Source organism: Streptomyces sp. NPDC048481, assembly GCF_043200075.1.
Lineage (GTDB): Bacteria > Actinomycetota > Actinomycetes > Streptomycetales > Streptomycetaceae > Streptomyces.
Window position 1 is genome coordinate 1 of record NZ_JBICXC010000002.1, and the last position, 17,676, is coordinate 17,676.

Sequence of the window (17,676 nt, forward strand, 5' to 3'; positions counted from 1 at the left end):
CCTCGCCTTCCTGCGCGAACACGAGGACGACCTGGTGCTGTGCGTGCACAACTTCTCACGCTTCGCACAGCCCACCGAACTCGACCTCAGCCGCTTCATGGGGCGCTATCCGGTGGAGCTGTTCGGCGGGGTGCGCTTCCCGGCGGTCGGCGAGCTGCCCTACCTGCTGACGCTGGCCGGGCACGGCTTCTACTGGTTCCGGCTGCGCAAGGATCCGGCCTAGTCGGGGTCCGGTGGCCCGCAACCCCGGGCCGGGGCGGTTTCCTCTGTCCCGCCCGGGGCACGCATGAGTAACACCCCGACCCCCGCGGGGAAAGGAATGCGACGCCATGGCGGAAACGGTCACGCTCTCCGGCAAGACAGTCCCCGGCCTCCTCGGGTCGCTGGATCCCCTGCTGCGCGAGTGGCTGCCACGGCAGCGCTGGTTCGCCGGCAAGGGGCGTCCGATCACCGGGTTCTCGCTGGTGGCGGCCACCGAGCTGCTGCCGGCCGACTCCCGGCTGGGGCTGTACCACCTGCTGGTGCGCGCCCGTCAGGGCGCCGGGCCCGGCGACTGCTACCAGTTGCTCCTCGGCGTCCGCGAGGCGCTGCCGCCCCGGCTGGCCCCCGCGCTGATCGGGCACGTGGCACAGGGGCCGCTGGCCGGTCGGACCGTCTTCGACGCCCTGTACGACGCCCGGCCCGCCGAGGTGCTGCTGGAGGCGCTGCGCACCCGGGCCCGCGTCGGCGTGCTGCGCTGCGAGCGGGATCCGGCACAGGAGATCCGGCCGGGACTGGTCCCGCGCCTGCTGACGGGCGAGCAGTCGAATTCCTCCGTCGTCTTTGGAGATACGTTCATCCTCAAGCTCCTGCGCCGGGTCGTGCCGGGCGTCAACCCCGATCTGGAGCTGCCGCTGGCGCTGGCCCGCGAGGGCTGCGCCCGGGTGCCCGCGCCGACGGCGTGGATGCAGGCCGACCTCGGCGAGAGCGCGGGCGGCGACGGCCGGGGCGAGGACGGCTCCTACGTCCTCGGGGTGCTCCAGCCGTATCTGCAGGGCGCTTCGGACGGCTGGGAGCTGGCGCTGCGGGAGCTGGCCAAGGGCGAGGACTTCACGGCCGAGGCGAGGGCGCTGGGCCGGGCCACCGCCGAGGTGCACGGGGCGCTGGCCCGGGCGCTGCCCACGGCGACGCTGGGGCCCTCCCAGACCGGGCCGATGGTGGACGGCATGACCGAGCGGCTGGACGCGGCCGCGCAGGCGGTGCCGGCCCTGCGCCCCTACGCGCCGGCGCTGCGCACCGCCTTCACCGCTCTGGCCGACCTCGCGGCCGAGGGCCGCACCTGGACCGCCCAGCGCGTCCACGGCGACCTGCATCTCGGCCAGTGCCTGCGCACGTCCGCGGGCCGGTGGACGCTGATCGACTTCGAGGGGGAGCCGGCCAGGCCGCTGGCCGAGCGGCGGATGCCGCAGCCGACCGTGCGGGACGTGGCGGGCATGCTGCGCTCCTTCGACTACGCGGCCCACTCGGCGAGCCCGCCGGACCCCGGCTGGGCGCACGCCTGCCGGGCCGCCTACTGCTCCGGATATGCCGAGGCGGCGGGCGTCGACCCGCGTGCCGACCCCGTGCTGCTGCGAGCCCACGAGACGGACAAGGCGATCTACGAGGTCGTCTACGAGGCCCGGCACCGGCCCGACTGGCTGCCCGTCCCCCTGTCCGCGATACACCGCCTCGCCGCCCCCGACCTGCCTTGAGGAGGCTCCGCACGTGACTCCCCCGAAGAAGGTCAAGAAGACCCACGGGAAGAGCGGGAACCCGGCCGTCGCCCCCGCCCCGACGACGCCCCCGGCCCCGGCCCCGTCCTCCGCCGCCGCCCCCGCCCAGCCCCCGGCCCCCGCTCCGGCCCCACCGGCCGTGTCCCCCGTGTCCCCGGCGCTGGACGCCGAGGACCGCGAGCGTCTGCTGCACGGCTCCCATCACGCCCCGCACGCGGTCCTGGGCGCGCATCCGGTCCCCGGCGGTGTCGTCTTCCGGGCGCTGCGCCCCTACGCGCGCTCCGTGACCGTGCTCGCGGGCGAGCTGCGCGCCGGCCTCCAGGACGACGGCGACGGTTTCTTCTCCGGCCTGCTGCCGCTGACCGAGGTCCCCGAGTACCGGCTGCTCGTGGCCTACGACGACGCCACCGTGGAGACCGAGGACGCCTACCGCTTCCTGCCCACGCTGGGCGATCTGGACCTGCACCTGATCGGCGAGGGCCGGCACGAGGAGCTCTGGACGGTGCTCGGCGCGCATCCGCGGGTCCACCAGGGCGTGAGCGGCACGAGTTTCTCCGTGTGGGCCCCGAACGCGCGCGGTGTGCGGGTGGCCGGCTCGTTCAACTTCTGGGACGCCACGGGGTTCCCCATGCGTTCGCTCGGCTCGACGGGCGTCTGGGAGCTGTTCGTGCCCGGGGTGGGAGAGGGCGAGCTGTACAAGTTCGACATCACCCGGCCCGACGGCTCGCACACGCTGCGCGCCGACCCGATGGCCCGGCGCACCGAGGTCCCGCCCGCGACGTCGTCGATCGTCACCGCCTCGCACTACGAGTGGGGCGACGAGGAGTGGCTGGCCCGGCGGGCCGAGATACCCGTGCACCGGGCCCCCTTCTCGGTGTACGAGGTCCATCTGCCGTCCTGGCGGCCCGGCCTCACCTACCGGCAGCTCGCCGACCAGCTGCCCGCCTACGTCAAGGACCTGGGCTTCACGCACGTCGAGCTGATGCCCGTCGCCGAGCATCCCTTCGGCGGCTCCTGGGGCTACCAGGTCACCGGCTTCTACGCGCCCACGGCCCGGATGGGCACTCCGGACGACTTCAAGTACCTGGTGGACGCCCTGCACCGGGCCGGCGTCGGCGTCCTGATGGACTGGGTGCCGGCGCACTTCCCCCGCGACGACTGGGCCCTCGCCGAGTTCGACGGGCGTCCGCTGTACGAGCACGAGGACCCGTTGCGGGCCGCGCACCCGGACTGGGGCACGCTGGAGTTCGACTTCGGCCGGCGCGAGGTGCGCAACTTCCTGGTGGCCAACGCCACGTACTGGTGCGAGGAGTTCCACATCGACGGACTGCGGGTGGACGCCGTCGCCTCGATGCTCTACCTCGACTACTCGCGCGAGCCGGGCCAGTGGACGCCGAACGAGCACGGCGGCCGGGAGAACCTGGACGCGGTCGCGTTCCTCCAGGAGATGAACGCGACGGTGTACCGCCGCAGTCCCGGCGTCGTCACCGTCGCGGAGGAGTCCACGGCCTGGGACGGCGTCACGCGCGCCACCGACCAGCCGGGGCCGAGCGGTTTCGGCGGGCTCGGCTTCGGGCTGAAGTGGAACATGGGCTGGATGCACGACTCGCTGGACTACATGAGCCACGAGCCGGTGCACCGCAGGTACCACCACCACGAGATGACGTTCTCGATGGTCTACGCGTACAGCGAGAACTACGTGCTGCCCATCTCCCACGACGAGGTGGTGCACGGGAAGCGCTCGCTGGTGTCGAAGATGCCCGGCGACTGGTGGCAGCAGCGCGCCGGCCTGCGGGCCTACCTGGCGTTCATGTGGGCCCATCCGGGCAAGCAACTGCTGTTCATGGGGCAGGAGTTCGCGCAGGGCGCGGAGTGGTCGCAGGAGCACGGCCCCGACTGGTGGCTGCTGGACCCGGCGTACGGGGCCGAGGCGGACCACCGGGGCGTGCGGGACCTCGTGCGCGACCTCAACGCGGTCTACCGGGCCACCCCCGCGCTGTGGCAGCTGGACACCGACCCGGCCGGCTTCCGGTGGGTGGTCGGCGACGCGGCGGAGGACAACGTGTTCGCGTTCCTGCGCCACGACGCCGAGGGCTCCCCCCTGCTGTGCGTCAGCAACCTCTCGCCCGTCGTGCGCCCCGACTACCTTCTGGGCGTCCCCGACGACGTCCCGGCCTGGCACGAGGTGCTCAACACCGACGCGTCCGGGTACGGGGGCAGCGGCGTCGCCGGCCCCGAGCCGGTCAAGCCGGAGCCCCAGGGCCGCCACGGCCACCCGGCGTCCGTCCGCCTGACGCTGCCCCCGCTGGCCACGGTCTGGCTGCGCCCGGCCTGAGCCCGCCCGGTCCCCTCCCCGGCGGGCGGGCCCGAGCCGTCAGGCCTCGGCGGGGACCGGGGCGGCGAGGGCGTCGGCGAGCGGTGCGGGGAGGGGCCGGCTGTGCAGGACGCCGAGCCGCTGGGTGGCGCGGGTCAGCGCCACGTACAGGTCGCTCGTGCCGTAGGCCGCCGGCTCCACCACCAGCACGGAGTCGAACTCCAGGCCCTTCGACCGGCGGGGGTCCAGCAGGACGACCGGCCGGGTCAGGTCCGGCTCCGCGCCCGCGGTGATCCCGTCCAGCCGCTCGGCGAGCCGGTCGTGCAGGTCGCGCGGGGCGATGACGGCGAGCCTGCCCTCGGCCGGCGTCAGCTCGCGGACGGCCTCGGCCACCGCCGCGGCCAGGTCACCGGCCGCGCGCGCCCACGGCCGCACCCCCGTCGACCGCACGGAGCTCGGCGGCGCGAAGTCCGGGCGCTCGGCGCGCACCACCGCGGCCGCCACCTCCATGATCTCCGCCGGGGTCCGGTAGTTGACGCCGAGACGGGTGAGTTCCCAGCGGTCCTGGACGTACGGCGCGAGGATCTGTTCCCAGGATCCGACGCCGGCCGCCTCGGCGGTCTGCGCCGGGTCGCCCACCAGCGTCATCGAGCGGGTCGGGCAGCGCCGCATGAGCAGCCGCCAGGCCATCGGCGACAGCTCCTGCGCCTCGTCGACGATGATGTGCCCGAACGCCCAGGTGCGGTCGGCCGCCGCACGCTCGGCGGCGCTGCGGTGGTCGTCCTCCTCGTGCCGCTCGGCGAACCGCTCGGCGTCGATGATGTCGTGCGCGGACAGGACCTCGGAGTCCTCCTCGTCCTTGTCGTCGAACTCGTAGGTGCGCGAGGCGTAGGAGACGTCCAGGACGCCCTGCGCGTAGGCGACCTGCGTCTCGCGCTCCCGCTCGGCCAGCGCCCGTGCCACGCGCTCGTCCACGCCGAGCAGTTCGGCGGCCTCGTCCAGCAGCGGGACGTCCGCCACCGTCCACGCGCGGGTGACCGGGCGGCGGATGACGGCCGCATCGTCGTCGCCGACGTGGCCCGCGGGGTCGGCGAGGAAGTCGGCGACCAGGCGCTGCGGGGTCAGGCGCGGCCACAGCCGGTCGACGGCGGCCCACACCTCGGGGTTCTCGGCGAGTTCGTCGCGGATCTGCGTGATGTCGCTCGGGTCCAGCAGGTTCGTGCCGTCGAACGGGTCGGTGCCGATGCGTTCGGCGACCATGTCGGTGAGCGTGTTGAGGATGTGCCCCTCGAACACCTCACGGGCCGCGTTGTGCGGGAGGTTCGCGGCGCGGGTGCGCTCGCGCGCCATCCTCACCAGGCCGGCGTCGAGCATCAGGATCTCGCGGTCGTGCTCGATGGCGATCACCGGGTCGGGCAGCGCCTGCCGGTCGCGTACGACGCCGGCGAGCACGTCCGCCATGTCGGCGCGGCCCTTGACCGCGGCCGCCTCGCGGGTGTCGGCGGCCGTGGCCCTGACGCCCGGGAACAGTTCGCCGACCGTCGCGAGCAGCACGCCGGTCTCGCCGAGCGCGGGCAGCACCTCGCCGATGTAGCCGAGGAAGGCGGGGTTCGGGCCGACGATGAGGACGGCCCGCTTGGCGAGCAGTTCCCGGTGCTCGTAGAGGAGGTAGGCGGCCCGGTGCAGGGCGACGGCCGTCTTGCCCGTGCCGGGGCCGCCCTCCACCACCAGCACGCCGCGGTGCGGGGCCCGGATGATCTCGTCCTGCTCGGCCTGGATGGTCTGCACGATGTCGCTCATCCGGCCGGTCCGCGCGGAGTCGAGGGCGGCGAGCAGCACGGCGTCGCCGGTGGGGTCCTCGTGGCCGGTGCGGGTGGTGTCGCCGAGGTCGAGGATCTCGTCGTGCAGGGCGGTGACCCGGCGGCCCTCGGTGGTGAGGTGCCGGCGTCGGCGCAGCCCCATCGTGGTGTGGCCGGTGGCCAGGTAGAAGGGGCGGGCGACGTCGGCCCGCCAGTCGATGAGGAGGGGGGTGCGGTCGGCGTCGTCGGTGCGCAGGCCGATGCGGCCGATGTGGTGGTCGGTGCCCGAGGCGAGGTCGATGCGGCCGAAGCACAGGGAGCCGTCCACCGCGTTCAGCGCGGCCAGGAGTCCGGAGCGCTCGGCGACGAGGATGTCCCGCTCCAGGCGGGCCTGCATGGGCTTGTCCCCCTGGGCGAGGGCGTCCGTGACGCCTGCCTCGGTGTCCCCGCGCAGGGCGTCCACGCGTGCGTACAGCCCGTCGATGAATTCCTGTTCGTGCCGCAATTCACTGTCAGGAAAGCCGGTGTTTGACAATTCCACTCCCGCCCGAATATACTGTGCTCACTGAGCTTCTTCGCGACCCGGTTTACATTCGAGTCGCGAATCATCGAATATACGCAGAGAAATCCCCCGGGCGCAATTGCCCGGGGGATTTCCTGTGTTCCGGCGGGGATTACAGCACGTCGGCGAGTTCCTCCAGCAGCCGCCTCTTCGGGCGCGCTCCCACCATCGCCTTCACGGGCTCACCGGACCGGAACACCATGAACGTCGGCATCGACAGCACCTTGTAGGCGTTGGTCGTCTCCGGGTTCACGTCCACGTTCAGCTGCACCACCTTCAGCCGCTCGCCCTCCTCCGCGGCGAGCGCGGTCAGCACCGGTCCCATCTGCCGGCACGGCGGGCACCAGTCGGCGGTGAACTCCACCAGCACCGGCAGGTCCGCCCCGAGCACCTCCGTCCCGAAGTCCGCGTCCGTCACTTCCGCCACACCGTCGGCCTTGATCACCGCGTTCGCCCTCCCAGTTCGCACACCGGATCCGGACCCCCCGGAACCGTCGCACCGGCAGCCAGCTCGTCCCGTGCCCGCTCGGCCCTGACCAGCTGCTCGCCGACCTGGGCGCGCACCGCCCCCAGTTCGCCGATCAGCTCGTCCAGCTCCGCCAGCTTGCGCCGGTAGACCGCCAGCGACGCCGGGCAGGAGTCGCCCTCGGGGTGCCCGGCCCGCAGGCACTCCACGAAGGGACGGGTCTCCTCCAGGTCGAACCCGAAGTCCTGGAGCGTCCTGATCTGCCGGAGCAGTCTCAGGTCGTCCTCGTCGTAGGTCCGGTAGCCGTTGTGGTTCCGCCGGGCGGTCAACAGTCCCCGGGACTCGTAGTACCGCAGCGTCCGGGTCGTGGTCCCGGCCCGCGCGGCCAGCTCTCCGATGCGCATACGGTCGACGGTACGGCTTGACGCCGACGTCAAGGCAACATCCCCGGAACGCGGAACCGCCCGGCGCCGGGCCGGGCGGACAGCGGGACGGGGAGACCGGGCGGCCGGGCCACGGGGGAGTGCTCGGCCGCCCGGAGCGGGGGTGGCCGGATGTCCGGCCCCGGTTCAGGCGGGGCCGGACACCCGGAGTCGAAGGTCCGGAATCCGGATCTCAGGCCTTGGCGAGTTCCTTCTCGCCCTCTTCGCGCTGCTCGGGCAGGTCCGCCGGGACGGCCCCCTCGGCGTCGTGGTCGGGGGCGTCGTCGTCGTGGTCGAGCAGGGTCTTCTCGTCGAACGGCAGGCCGCCGGCGAGCACCAGCCGCACGCGCTCCTTGTCGATCTCCTTGGTCCAGGTGCCGACCAGGACGGTGGCGACGGCGTTGCCGGCGAAGTTGGTGAGGGCGCGGGCCTCGCTCATGAAGCGGTCGATGCCGACGATGAGGCCCATGCCGTCCACCAGGGCGGGCTTGTGCGACTGGAGGCCGCCGGCCAGGGTCGCCATGCCCGCGCCGGTCACGCCGGCCGCCCCCTTGGAGGCGACGAACAGGAACAGCAGCAGCGGGATCTGCTCGCCGATCGACATCGGGGTGCCCATGGCGTCCGCGATGAACAGGGACGCCATGGTCATGTAGATCATGGTGCCGTCGAGGTTGAAGGAGTAGCCGGTCGGGACGGTGATGCCGACGACGGGCTTGCTGACGCCCAGGTGCTCCATCTTGGCGATGAGCCGCGGCAGCGCGGACTCGGAGGAGGACGTGGACAGGATCAGCAGGAACTCGCGGGCCAGGTACTTGAGGAACGTGAGGATGTTGAGACCCGTGAAGATCTTCAGCATCGCGCCCAGGACGATGAAGACGAACAGGAAGCACGTGATGTAGAAGCCCAGCATCAGCACGGCGAGGCTCTTGAGCGCGTCCACGCCCGCCGATCCCACGACCGCGGCCATCGCGCCGAAGGCTCCGACCGGGGCGGCCCACATCACCATCGCGAGGATGCGGAAGACGAGCCGCTGGATGTGCTCGACGCCCCGCAGGATCGGCCGGCCGGCCTTGCCCATGCCCTGGAGGGCGAACCCGCACAGCAGCGCGACGAGCAGGGTCTGGAGCACGTCCGGCTGGGTGAAGGCGGAGACGATCGTGGTGGGGATGATGCCGAGCAGGAACTCGGTGGTGTCCTTGGCCTCGGCCGAGACCTGCGCCTGGCCGGTCTCCTTCACGGCGTCGGTGATGTGCAGCCCGCTGCCCGGCTCCAGGATGTTGCCGACGACCAGGCCGATGGTGAGCGCGACCAGCGACATGACGACGAAGTAGCCGAGCGCGATGCCGCCGACCTTGCCGACCTTGGCGGCCTTGCGCACCGACCCGATGCCCAGCACGATCGTGCAGAAGATGATCGGCGAGATCATCATCTTGATCAGGTTGACGAAGCCGGTCCCGATGGGCTTCAGCTCCACGGCGAAGTCGGGGGCGGCGAGGCCCACCGTGATGCCGAGCGCCACCGCGATGATCACCGCGATGTACAGATAGTGGGTGCGGTCCCGCTTGGCCACGGGTGCGGCAGGTGCCGTATCGGGGGTGCTGCTGGCGGCCACGGCTGCCCTCCTTGACGTCGTCGTCGGCATTCACCGGCGTGCGGCTCACGTCCGGGAAGTTGTGGGGGATGCCGAGACTCTCTCGCGCCGTGTGAGGGCGGTCACCCTTCCGTTCATTTAGTTCACGCCCGGCGGCGGGGGCACACTGACCGCATGCGCCTCCCCGACCTGCCACGACCCCGCAGCCTCGCCGGCCAGCTGTTCGCCATGCAGGCCGTGCTGATCGCGGTGCTCGTGGCGGGATACGCGCTGTTCACCTACGTCAGCGACCGCGACCAGGCCGAGCAGGCGGCGCGCAGCCAGGCCACCGCGGTGGCCCGTTCCGTCGCCGACTCCCCCTCCGTGCGTGCGGCGATCCGCACGGCCCACCCCAGCGCCGAGCTCCAGCCGTACGCGCTGCGGATCATGCGGGACACCGACGTCGACTTCGTCACGATCATGAACCCGCGGGGCATCCGCTGGACCCACCCGGACGTCACCCAGATCGGCGGGCGGTTCCGCGGGAACACGGCCCCGGCCCTGCACGGGAAGACCTTCACCGAGACCTACACCGGCACCCTCGGCGCGTCCGTCCGCGCGGTCACCCCCGTGGTGGACGGCGACCGCGGGATCGTCGGCCTGGTCAGCGCGGGCATCAAGGTCGAGTCGATCAGCAAGCGGGTCCAGGACCAGGTCACGGCCCTGTTCGCGGTGGCAGGCGGGGCGCTCGCCCTCGGCGCGGTCGGCACGTACGTCGTCAACGCTTCCCTGCGCCGGCACACCCACGGCATGAACGCGAGCGAGCTGAGCCGGATGTACGACTACCACCAGGCCGCGTTGCACGCGGTGCGCGAGGGGCTGCTGATGCTGGACGGACAGTACCGGGTGGCGCTCATCAATGACGGGGGCCGCGAGTTGCTGGGGGTCTCCGGGGAAGTGGTGGGGCGGTCCGTCGCGGACCTCGGCCTGCCGGCTCCCCTGACGGGCGCGCTGCTCGCCTCCCGGACGCGGGTGGACGAGGTGCACCTCGCGGCGGACCGGGTGCTCGTCGTGAACACCTCCCCGGTGTCGGGCGGCGAACGCCGCGGCACCGTCGTCACCCTGCGCGATGTGACCGAACTACAGTCGCTCATGGGCGAGTTGGACTCCGAGCGCGGTTTCACGCAGGCGCTGCGCTCGCAGGCTCACGAGGCGGCGAACCGGCTGCACACGGTCGTCTCGCTGATCGAGCTGGGGCGCGCCCCGGAGGCCGTGGACTTCGCGACCGCGGAACTGGAACTGGCCCAGGCGCTGACCGACCGGGTCGTCGCGGCGGTCGGCGAGCCGGTCCTGGCGGCGTTGCTTCTGGGCAAGACGGCCCAGGCCAACGAGCGGGGCGTGGAGCTGGTGGTGTCCGAGGAGAGCACCCTGGACGACGGGGTGCTGCCGCCGTCCCTGCCCGCCCGCGACCTGGTGACGATCCTCGGCAACCTCATCGACAACGCGGTGGACGCGGCCCAGGGCAGCGTCCGGGCCCGGGTGACGGTCACGGCGTCCACGCAGGACGCCGAACTCCTGCTGCGCGTGGCGGACACCGGGGCGGGCGTGGACCCCGCGCACGCCTCGCTGGTCTTCGAGCGCGGCTTCTCGACGAAGCCGTCCGGGCCGACCGGCCGGGGCCTCGGACTGGCTCTGGTCCGCCAGGCCGTGCAGCGGCACGAGGGCACCCTGTCGGTGGCCGGGGCCGAGGGCGGCGGAGCCGAGTTCACGGTGCGCCTGCCGTTGCGGACGGCGGCCGCGGCCACGCCGGGAGGCAGCAGATGACAGGCACGGAGCAGACGCCGACGCCGATAAGAGTGCTGGTCGTGGAGGACGATCCGGTCGCCGCCGACGCCCACGTCATGTACGTCGGACGCGTCCCGGGGTTCGTGGCCGTGGGCAAGGCGCACACCGGCGCGGAGGCCCGCAGGCTGCTGGACCGCACCCCGGTGGACCTGCTCCTGCTGGACCTGCACCTGCCGGACGGGCACGGGCTGCAACTGGCCCGCTCACTGCGGGCGGCCGGCTACCACGCGGACGTCATAGCGGTGACCTCGGCGCGCGACCTGACGGTGGTCCGCGAGGGCGTCTCGCTGGGGGTCGTGCAGTACGTGCTGAAGCCCTTCACGTTCGCCACCCTGCGCGACCGGCTGGTGCGCTACGCGGAGTTCCGGGCCGCGGCGGGCGAGGCGAGCGGCCAGGACGAGGTCGACCGGGCGCTCGCGACGCTGCGCGCGCCCGGCCCGGCCGCACTGCCCAAGGGGTTGAGCGCTCCGACCCTGGAACGGGTGACGGAGACCGTCCGGGAGGCCCCGGAGGGGCTGACGGCGGCGGGGGCGGCCGAGGCGGTGGGCATCTCGCGGATCACCGCCCGGCGGTATCTGGAGCATCTCGTCGAGGCCGGCCGGGCCGAGCGCAAGCCGCTGTACGGGCAGGTGGGAAGGCCCGAGCTGGTCTATCGGTGGGTGCCGGGCCCGGCCAGGGGCCGGTGATCCGCCCGGCGCGCGGCCGGCCACCGTGTGACACTGCGCGCGCCACGGGCGGGCGGGACGCTCACGCACCGCCGCTGCCGGACGGCAGGGCGTAGCGCACGACGAACACGCCCAGACCGGTCACCGCCGCCGCCTCGGCGAAGGACAGCACGAGCAGCCCCGTCGTCACCTGCCCGCCGCACCAGTACACGGCGAGCGCGGCCAGCGGGACGACGCAGAAGGCCAGCAGGTCGACCACGCACTGCACGATCTTGCGGGAGACCCGGCGGGCGTCGCCGCGGTGGTACGTCTCCCAGCGGAACGCCGCGTCGGTGCCCGCCAGTTCGGCGAGCCGCGGCCCCAGCTCCTGGCGCACGTAGCGGCCGACGGCCGAGATCTTCTCGTCGTTGACCAGGTAGGTCCAGCCCAGCACGACGCACACCGGGGGCAGGGCGAGCAGCATCGCCGTCTGCCCGGCCTGGGCGGCCGCGGCGGCGACCGCGGCCACGACCGCGAGGGTCACGTAGAGCAGGTTGTCGCGGAACCCGATCCGGGCCTTCTGCTCGTCCTTGACGCTCTGGTACTCCGCGAGCAGCAACTGCCCGGCTCCCACGTCCTGTCCGGCCATGGCGACCGCCCCCTCCCCCGATGGACTAGGCAGTACCTTAAGGGGACGCCGCGGACGAATCCCACCGTTCGCGTCCGCACCGCGTCCGCCGTGGACGGTCGTGCCCGCCGGCCCCGCCGCCCGTGCCGCCGTCCCATCCGCCAGGACCGTCACCCCCGTCACTCCCGTAGCTTTCTACGACCGGTGACTATGTCCGAACACCCCGTAGTCAACGCCCCCCGGGCCCCCTACCTTGTCCCCCGTGTCCAGACCCGCAGCTCACACCCGTCAGCCCGGTCCGCCCTTCGACGCCCCCGCCGCCCGCAGACTCCGTGTCGCCCTCGGCATGACCCCCGGTCACGTCGCCCAGGGGCTGCGCACCTCCTATGCCCTCGCGCACGCCACCCCCGACCTGGTGAATGCCTGGGAGCGCGGGGCGCTCACCCCGGCCCACGCCGAACTCACCGCGCTCGCGGGCGTGTTGTGGTGCTCCCCAGCCGAACTCATCGGCCGCCCCCGCACCCTGCGCGAACACCGCGTCGCCCGCGGCCTGGCCCCCGAGGACGTCGCCCGCGCCGTGGGCCACGAGTTCCTGGCGTACACGCGCATGGAGGAGAGCGGGCAGTGGCGCGGCACGGACCGGCAGAACGCCCTCCTCGCCGACCTGCTCGACCTCGCGCTGCCGGACCTGGTCACGGTCACCGGCCGGGAGGGCGAACTCGCCGGCCTGCTGCGCTCCGCGGCCGGCACGCGCTGGCAGGCGTACGTCAAGCAGGTGGCCAGGATCGTGCCGCTGGACCGGCGGCTGCTGGAGGACACCCTCCAGGAGCTGCACCAGGACTACCAGGGGCGGATGGCCGCCACGTTGAGCTGGGGCGGCGGCAGCGCGGCCCGGGACGCGAGCGACGCGGGCGACGGCTTCCTCGACCGGATCGTCGACCACTTCTGGACGAGCCTGAGGAAGCGGACGGCTTAGCCGCCGGGAACCCGGCCGCCCCTCCTCGGGCCCCGGGGTCTAGAAGACCGACTCCGCCTCGACGATGCGGTCCTTGGGCACGGTCTTCAGCTCGGTCACCGCTTCCGCCAGCGGCACCATCACGACGTCCGTGCCGCGCAGCGCCGTCATCCGCCCGAACTGCCCGCGGTGCGCCGCCTCCACGGCGTGCCAGCCGAAGCGGGTGGCGAGGACGCGGTCGTAGGCCGTGGGGACGCCGCCGCGCTGGACGTGGCCGAGGATGACCGGGCGGGCCTCCTTGCCGAGCCGTCGTTCCAGCTCGTAGGCGAGGGCCGTGCCGATGCCCTGGAAGCGCTCGTGGCCGAACTGGTCGATCGCGCCCTTGCTGTAGTCCATGGTGCCGTCGGCCGGGTGCGCGCCCTCGGCGACGCAGATCACCGCGAACTTCTTGCCGCGCGCGAACCGCTCCTCGACCATCTTCACCAGGTCGGCCGGGTCGAAGGGCCGCTCCGGCAGGCAGATCCCGTGCGCGCCCGCCGCCATGCCGGACTCCAGCGCGATCCAGCCCGCGTGGCGGCCCATGACCTCGACGACCATGACCCGCTGATGGGACTCGGCGGTCGTCTTCAGCCGGTCCATCGCCTCCGTGGCGACGCCGACGGCCGTGTCGAAGCCGAAGGTGCGGTCGGTGGAGGAGATGTCGTTGTCGATCGTCTTCGGGACGCCGACCACCGGCAGCCCGGCGTCGGACAGCATGCGCGCGGCCGTCAGCGTGCCCTCGCCGCCGATCGGGATGAGGGCGTCGATGCCGAAGTCGTGGATCATGTCGGAGGCGCTCTCGCAGGCCTCGCGCAGCCGGTCGCGCTCCAGCCGGGACGAGCCGAGGATGGTGCCGCCGCGGGCCAGGATGCCGCTCACCGCGTTGAGGTCGAGCCCTCGGTAACGGCCGTCCAGCAGGCCCGCGTAGCCGTCCTCGAAGCCGATGACCTCGTCGCCGTAGTTGTCCACGGCGCGGTGCACGACCGACCGGATCACTGCGTTCAGGCCGGGGCAGTCGCCGCCTGCGGTGAGAACTCCGATGCGCATCGTGCTGTGTCTCCTGCTCGCTGTCGTTGCCGGTGAGCCGGATCCGATTGTTTCACGCCGCCGAGCGGGCTGTCGCTTGACGGGCGCCTTAATCACGGCCGGGGGTATTGTCAAGAGGGATCTGCTCACCTAGGTGGGCGATTTTTGTGCGCCGGAAGCGGTCCGGGCCGGGCGGCCGGGCCGAGCGCCGGCGAACTGCCCCGGAACGAAACGGAGAGCTCGCGTGACCCGCTGTGTGTACGTGACCGGCATCGACCGCGGCGACGGCCGCCAGGTCGTCGAGCTGGGAGTCATGGAACTCCTGACCCGGCAGGTCGACCGGGTGGGCGTCTTCCGTCCCCTCGTCCACGACGGGCCCGACCGGCTCTTCGAACTGCTGCGCTCGCGCTACCGGCTGGCGCAGGATCCGGCCACCGTCTACGGCATGGACTACCACGAGGCGTCCGCCCTCCAGGCCGAGCGGGGGGCGGACGAACTCGTCTCCACCCTGGTCGAGCGGTTCCACCGGGTCGCCCGCGACTACGACGTCGTCCTCGTCCTCGGCACGGACTACGCCGACACGCAGTTCCCCGACGAGCTGGCGCTCAACGCCCGCCTCGCCAACGAGTTCGGCGCGTCCGTGATCCCGGTCGTCGGCGGCCGCAGGCAGACCGCGGAGTCGGTGCTCGCCGAGACCCGCAACGCCTACCGGGCCTACGAGGGCCTCGGGTGCGACGTGCTGGCCATGGTGACCAACCGGGTCGCCCCCGACGAGCGGGAGCAGATCGCCGCCGGTCTCGGCGCCCGGCTGCCCGTGCCCTGCTACGTCGTGCCCGACGAGCCCGCGCTCGCCGCCCCGACCGTCGCGCAGATCAGCCACGCCCTCGGCGCGCGGGTGCTGCTGGGCGACGACTCCGGGCTGGCCCGCGACGCCCTCGACTTCGTCTTCGGCGGCGCGATGCTGCCGAACTTCCTCAACGCCCTGACGCCGGGCTGCCTGGTGGTCACGCCCGGCGACCGCGCCGACCTGGTCGTCGGCACGCTCGCCGCGCACAGCGCCGGCACCCCGCCGATCGCCGGTGTGCTGCTCACGCTGGGCGAGGTCCCGCCGCAGGAGATCCTCACGCTGGCCGGCCGTCTGGCCCCCGGCACACCCGTCCTGTCGGTGCCCGGGAACAGCTTCCCCACCGCGGAGCAGCTGTTCTCGCTGGAGGGCAAGCTGAACGCGGCCACCCCGCGCAAGGCCGAGACCGCGCTGGGCCTGTTCGAGCGGTACGTCGACACGAGCGGGCTGCTGGGGCGGGTCTCCGCGCCGAGCACCGACCGCGTCACGCCCATGATGTTCGAGCACAAACTCCTCGAACAGGCCCGCTCCGACAAGCGGCGCGTGGTACTGCCCGAGGGCACCGAGGAGCGCGTCCTGCACGCGGCCGAGGTGCTGCTGCGCCGGGGCGTGTGCGACCTCACGCTGCTCGGGCCCGTCGACCAGATCCGCAAGAAGGCCGCCGACCTGGGCATCGACCTGGGCGACTGCGCGCTGATCGACCCGGCGACCAGTGAGCTGCGCGACGCCTTCGCGCAGAAGTACGCCGCTCTGCGCGCCCACCGGGGCGTCAGCGTGGAGCTGGCCCACGACGTCGTGTCCGACGTCAACTACTTCGGCACGCTCATGGTGCAGGAGGGCCTGGCCGACGGCATGGTCTCCGGGTCCGTGCACTCCACGGCCGCCACCATCCGGCCCGCCTTCGAGATCATCAAGACCAGGCCGGACGCCGACATCGTCTCGTCCGTGTTCTTCATGTGCCTGGCCGACAAGGTCCTCGTCTACGGCGACTGCGCGGTCAACCCCGACCCGGACGCCGGGCAGCTCGCCGACATCGCCGTGCAGTCGGCCACGACGGCGGCCCGGTTCGGCGTGGAGCCGCGGATCGCGATGCTGTCGTACTCGACCGGCACGTCCGGCTCGGGCGCGGACGTGGACAAGGTGCGCGAGGCGACGGAGCTGGTGCGGGCGCGGCGGCCCGACCTGAGGATCGAGGGGCCCATCCAGTACGACGCCGCCGTCGAGCCGACCGTCGCCGCGACGAAGCTGCCGGGGTCCGAGGTGGCCGGCCAGGCCAGCGTGCTGATCTTCCCGGACCTCAACACGGGCAACAACACCTACAAGGCCGTGCAGCGGTCGGCCGGCGCGATCGCGGTCGGGCCGGTGCTCCAGGGCCTGCGCAAGCCGGTCAACGACCTGTCCCGGGGCGCTCTCGTCCAGGACATCGTCAACACCGTCGCCATCACGGCGATCCAGGCCCAGACCCCGTCCGAGCCCCAGTCCCGGCCCCAGGCCCCCAGCGAGAAGGCGAACGATCTGTGAGCGCGACCCGCGTCCTCGTCCTCAACTCCGGTTCCTCGTCGCTGAAGTACCAGCTGCTGGACATGCGGGACAGCAGCCGGCTGGCGAGCGGGCTCGTCGAGCGCATCGGCGAGCGGTCCTCCCGGCTGAAGCACACCCCGCTCGCGGCGGGCGGCGCGTCCCGCGAGGCGGACGGGCCGATCGCCGACCACGACGCCGCGCTGAAGGCCGTGGCCCAGGAGCTGGCCAAGGACGGCCTCGGCCTGGACTCCCCCGAGCTGGCGGCCGTCGGGCACCGCGTCGTGCACGGCGGCAAGCACTTCACCCGGCCGACCGTGATCGACGACGCGGTCCTCGCCGAGATCGAGCGGCTCATCCCGGTCGCGCCGCTGCACAACCCGGCCAACCTCACCGGCATCCGCACGGCGACGGCCCTGCGGCCCGACCTGCCCCAGGTCGCCGTCTTCGACACCGCCTTCCACACGACGATGCCGGAGGCGGCGGCGCGCTACGCGATCGACGTGGAGACGGCGGACGCGCACCGGGTGCGGCGCTACGGCTTCCACGGGACGTCGCACGCGTACGTCTCCCGGGCGACGGCGAAGCTGCTGGGCAAGGCCCCCGAAGAGGTGAACGTCATCGTGCTGCACCTCGGCAACGGGGCGTCGGCGTCGGCCGTGGAGCGGGGCCGGTGCGTGGACACCTCGATGGGGCTGACGCCGCTGGAGGGGCTGGTGATGGGGACGCGTTCCGGAGACGTCGACCCGGCCGTCATCTTCCATTTGGCGCGCGTCGGTGGAATGTCCATCGACGAAATCGATGCTCTTCTCAACAAGAGGAGCGGTCTCGTGGGGCTGTGCGGCGACAACGACATGCGGGAGATCCGGCGCCGTGTCGACGAGGGCGACGAGCGGGCGAAGCTCGCGTTCGACATCTACATTCACCGGTTGAGGAAGTACATCGGCGCCTATTACGCGGTACTCGGACGGGTGGACGCGGTCGCGTTCACCGCCGGAGTCGGCGAGAACGCGGCGCCCGTGCGGGCGGCGGCGGTCGCGGGCCTGGACTCGCTGGGCCTGGCCGTGGACGACGCGCTGAACGCCGTGCGCGCCGACGAGCCGCGGCTGATCTCCCCGGCGGACGCCCGGGTGGCGGTCGCGGTGGTGCCGACGGACGAGGAACTGGAGATCGCGACACAGACCTACGCACTGGTGAAAAACACAAACTGAGCAGGAATACAACTGAGCACGCTTCCGCCCGTTTGTATCTTCCGCCAGACGGAATATTCCGCGGCGAAACAAACCGATAGGA

General features: G+C 72.6%; 14 protein-coding genes. 8 read left to right on the top strand and 6 right to left on the bottom strand.

Going from position 1 to position 17,676, the window contains the following annotated elements; all coding sequences use genetic code 11:
• The 3 genes from ACGFSH_RS06240 to glgB all read left to right on the top strand — a co-directional run.
• Positions 1-223: alpha-glucosidase C-terminal domain-containing protein (locus tag ACGFSH_RS06240; RefSeq protein WP_393345517.1), on the top strand; the 223-nt coding region annotated here is incomplete at its 5' end.
• 106 nt (positions 224-329) lie between these two features.
• Complete coding sequence (locus ACGFSH_RS06245; RefSeq protein WP_393345518.1) at positions 330-1,730, top strand: phosphotransferase; 1,401 nt, start codon at positions 330-332, stop codon at positions 1,728-1,730.
• A 13-nt stretch (positions 1,731-1,743) separates the two neighbouring features.
• On the top strand, positions 1,744-4,086 hold the full coding sequence (gene glgB, locus ACGFSH_RS06250; protein WP_393345520.1) for a 1,4-alpha-glucan branching enzyme: 2,343 nt from the start codon (positions 1,744-1,746) through the stop codon (positions 4,084-4,086).
• Positions 4,087-4,125: 39 nt separating this feature from the next.
• On the opposite strand, the gene ACGFSH_RS06255 is transcribed toward glgB, so the two are convergent.
• The 4 genes from ACGFSH_RS06255 to ACGFSH_RS06270 form a co-directional block, all read right to left on the bottom strand.
• On the bottom strand, positions 4,126-6,369 hold the full coding sequence (locus ACGFSH_RS06255; RefSeq protein WP_393345522.1) for a HelD family protein: 2,244 nt from the start codon (positions 6,367-6,369) through the stop codon (positions 4,126-4,128).
• Positions 6,370-6,538: 169 nt separating this feature from the next.
• Positions 6,539-6,871, bottom strand: coding sequence for a thioredoxin family protein (locus ACGFSH_RS06260; protein WP_393345523.1), 333 nt, complete (start codon positions 6,869-6,871; stop codon positions 6,539-6,541).
• A complete protein-coding gene (locus ACGFSH_RS06265) occupies positions 6,868-7,296 on the bottom strand; it encodes a MerR family transcriptional regulator (protein ID WP_393345525.1) in 429 nt (142 codons plus the stop codon). The genes ACGFSH_RS06260 and ACGFSH_RS06265 overlap by 4 nt, the downstream gene beginning before the upstream one ends.
• A 211-nt stretch (positions 7,297-7,507) precedes the next feature.
• Positions 7,508-8,956, bottom strand: a complete 1,449-nt coding sequence (locus ACGFSH_RS06270) for a cation:dicarboxylate symporter family transporter (protein ID WP_393345527.1) — start codon at positions 8,954-8,956, stop codon at positions 7,508-7,510.
• Positions 8,957-9,079: 123 nt separating this feature from the next.
• Between ACGFSH_RS06270 and ACGFSH_RS06275 the strand changes: the two genes are divergently transcribed.
• Both ACGFSH_RS06275 and ACGFSH_RS06280 read left to right on the top strand, forming a co-directional pair.
• Entirely contained in the window at positions 9,080-10,708 is a 1,629-nt protein-coding gene (locus ACGFSH_RS06275; protein WP_393345529.1) for an ATP-binding protein, read from the top strand.
• Positions 10,705-11,415 (top strand): response regulator, encoded by a 711-nt coding sequence (locus ACGFSH_RS06280; RefSeq protein ID WP_393345531.1) that lies wholly within the window; start codon positions 10,705-10,707, stop codon positions 11,413-11,415. Before ACGFSH_RS06275 ends, ACGFSH_RS06280 begins: the two co-directional genes overlap by 4 nt.
• Positions 11,416-11,476: 61 nt before the next feature.
• Here the strand turns inward: ACGFSH_RS06280 and ACGFSH_RS06285 are convergent, their stop codons facing one another.
• The gene (locus ACGFSH_RS06285) at positions 11,477-12,022 is read right to left on the bottom strand and encodes a hypothetical protein (protein ID WP_393345533.1); all 546 of its coding nucleotides are present in this window, start codon (positions 12,020-12,022) and stop codon (positions 11,477-11,479) included.
• Between the two features lie 232 nt (positions 12,023-12,254).
• Here ACGFSH_RS06285 and ACGFSH_RS06290 point away from each other — a divergent pair, with 232 nt between their 5' ends.
• On the top strand, positions 12,255-12,977 hold the full coding sequence (locus ACGFSH_RS06290) for a helix-turn-helix domain-containing protein (RefSeq protein ID WP_393345535.1): 723 nt from the start codon (positions 12,255-12,257) through the stop codon (positions 12,975-12,977).
• Positions 12,978-13,016: 39 nt separating this feature from the next.
• On the opposite strand, the gene ACGFSH_RS06295 is transcribed toward ACGFSH_RS06290, so the two are convergent.
• On the bottom strand, positions 13,017-14,042 hold the full coding sequence (locus ACGFSH_RS06295; protein ID WP_256904827.1) for an ATP-dependent 6-phosphofructokinase: 1,026 nt from the start codon (positions 14,040-14,042) through the stop codon (positions 13,017-13,019).
• A 223-nt stretch (positions 14,043-14,265) separates the two neighbouring features.
• Between ACGFSH_RS06295 and pta the strand changes: the two genes are divergently transcribed.
• Both pta and ACGFSH_RS06305 read left to right on the top strand, forming a co-directional pair.
• Positions 14,266-16,386 (top strand): phosphate acetyltransferase, encoded by a 2,121-nt coding sequence (gene pta / locus ACGFSH_RS06300; RefSeq protein WP_393345537.1) that lies wholly within the window; start codon positions 14,266-14,268, stop codon positions 16,384-16,386.
• Entirely contained in the window at positions 16,383-17,594 is a 1,212-nt protein-coding gene (locus ACGFSH_RS06305) for an acetate kinase (RefSeq protein ID WP_393345539.1), read from the top strand. The genes pta and ACGFSH_RS06305 overlap by 4 nt, the downstream gene beginning before the upstream one ends.
• Positions 17,595-17,676: the final 82 nt, after the last annotated feature.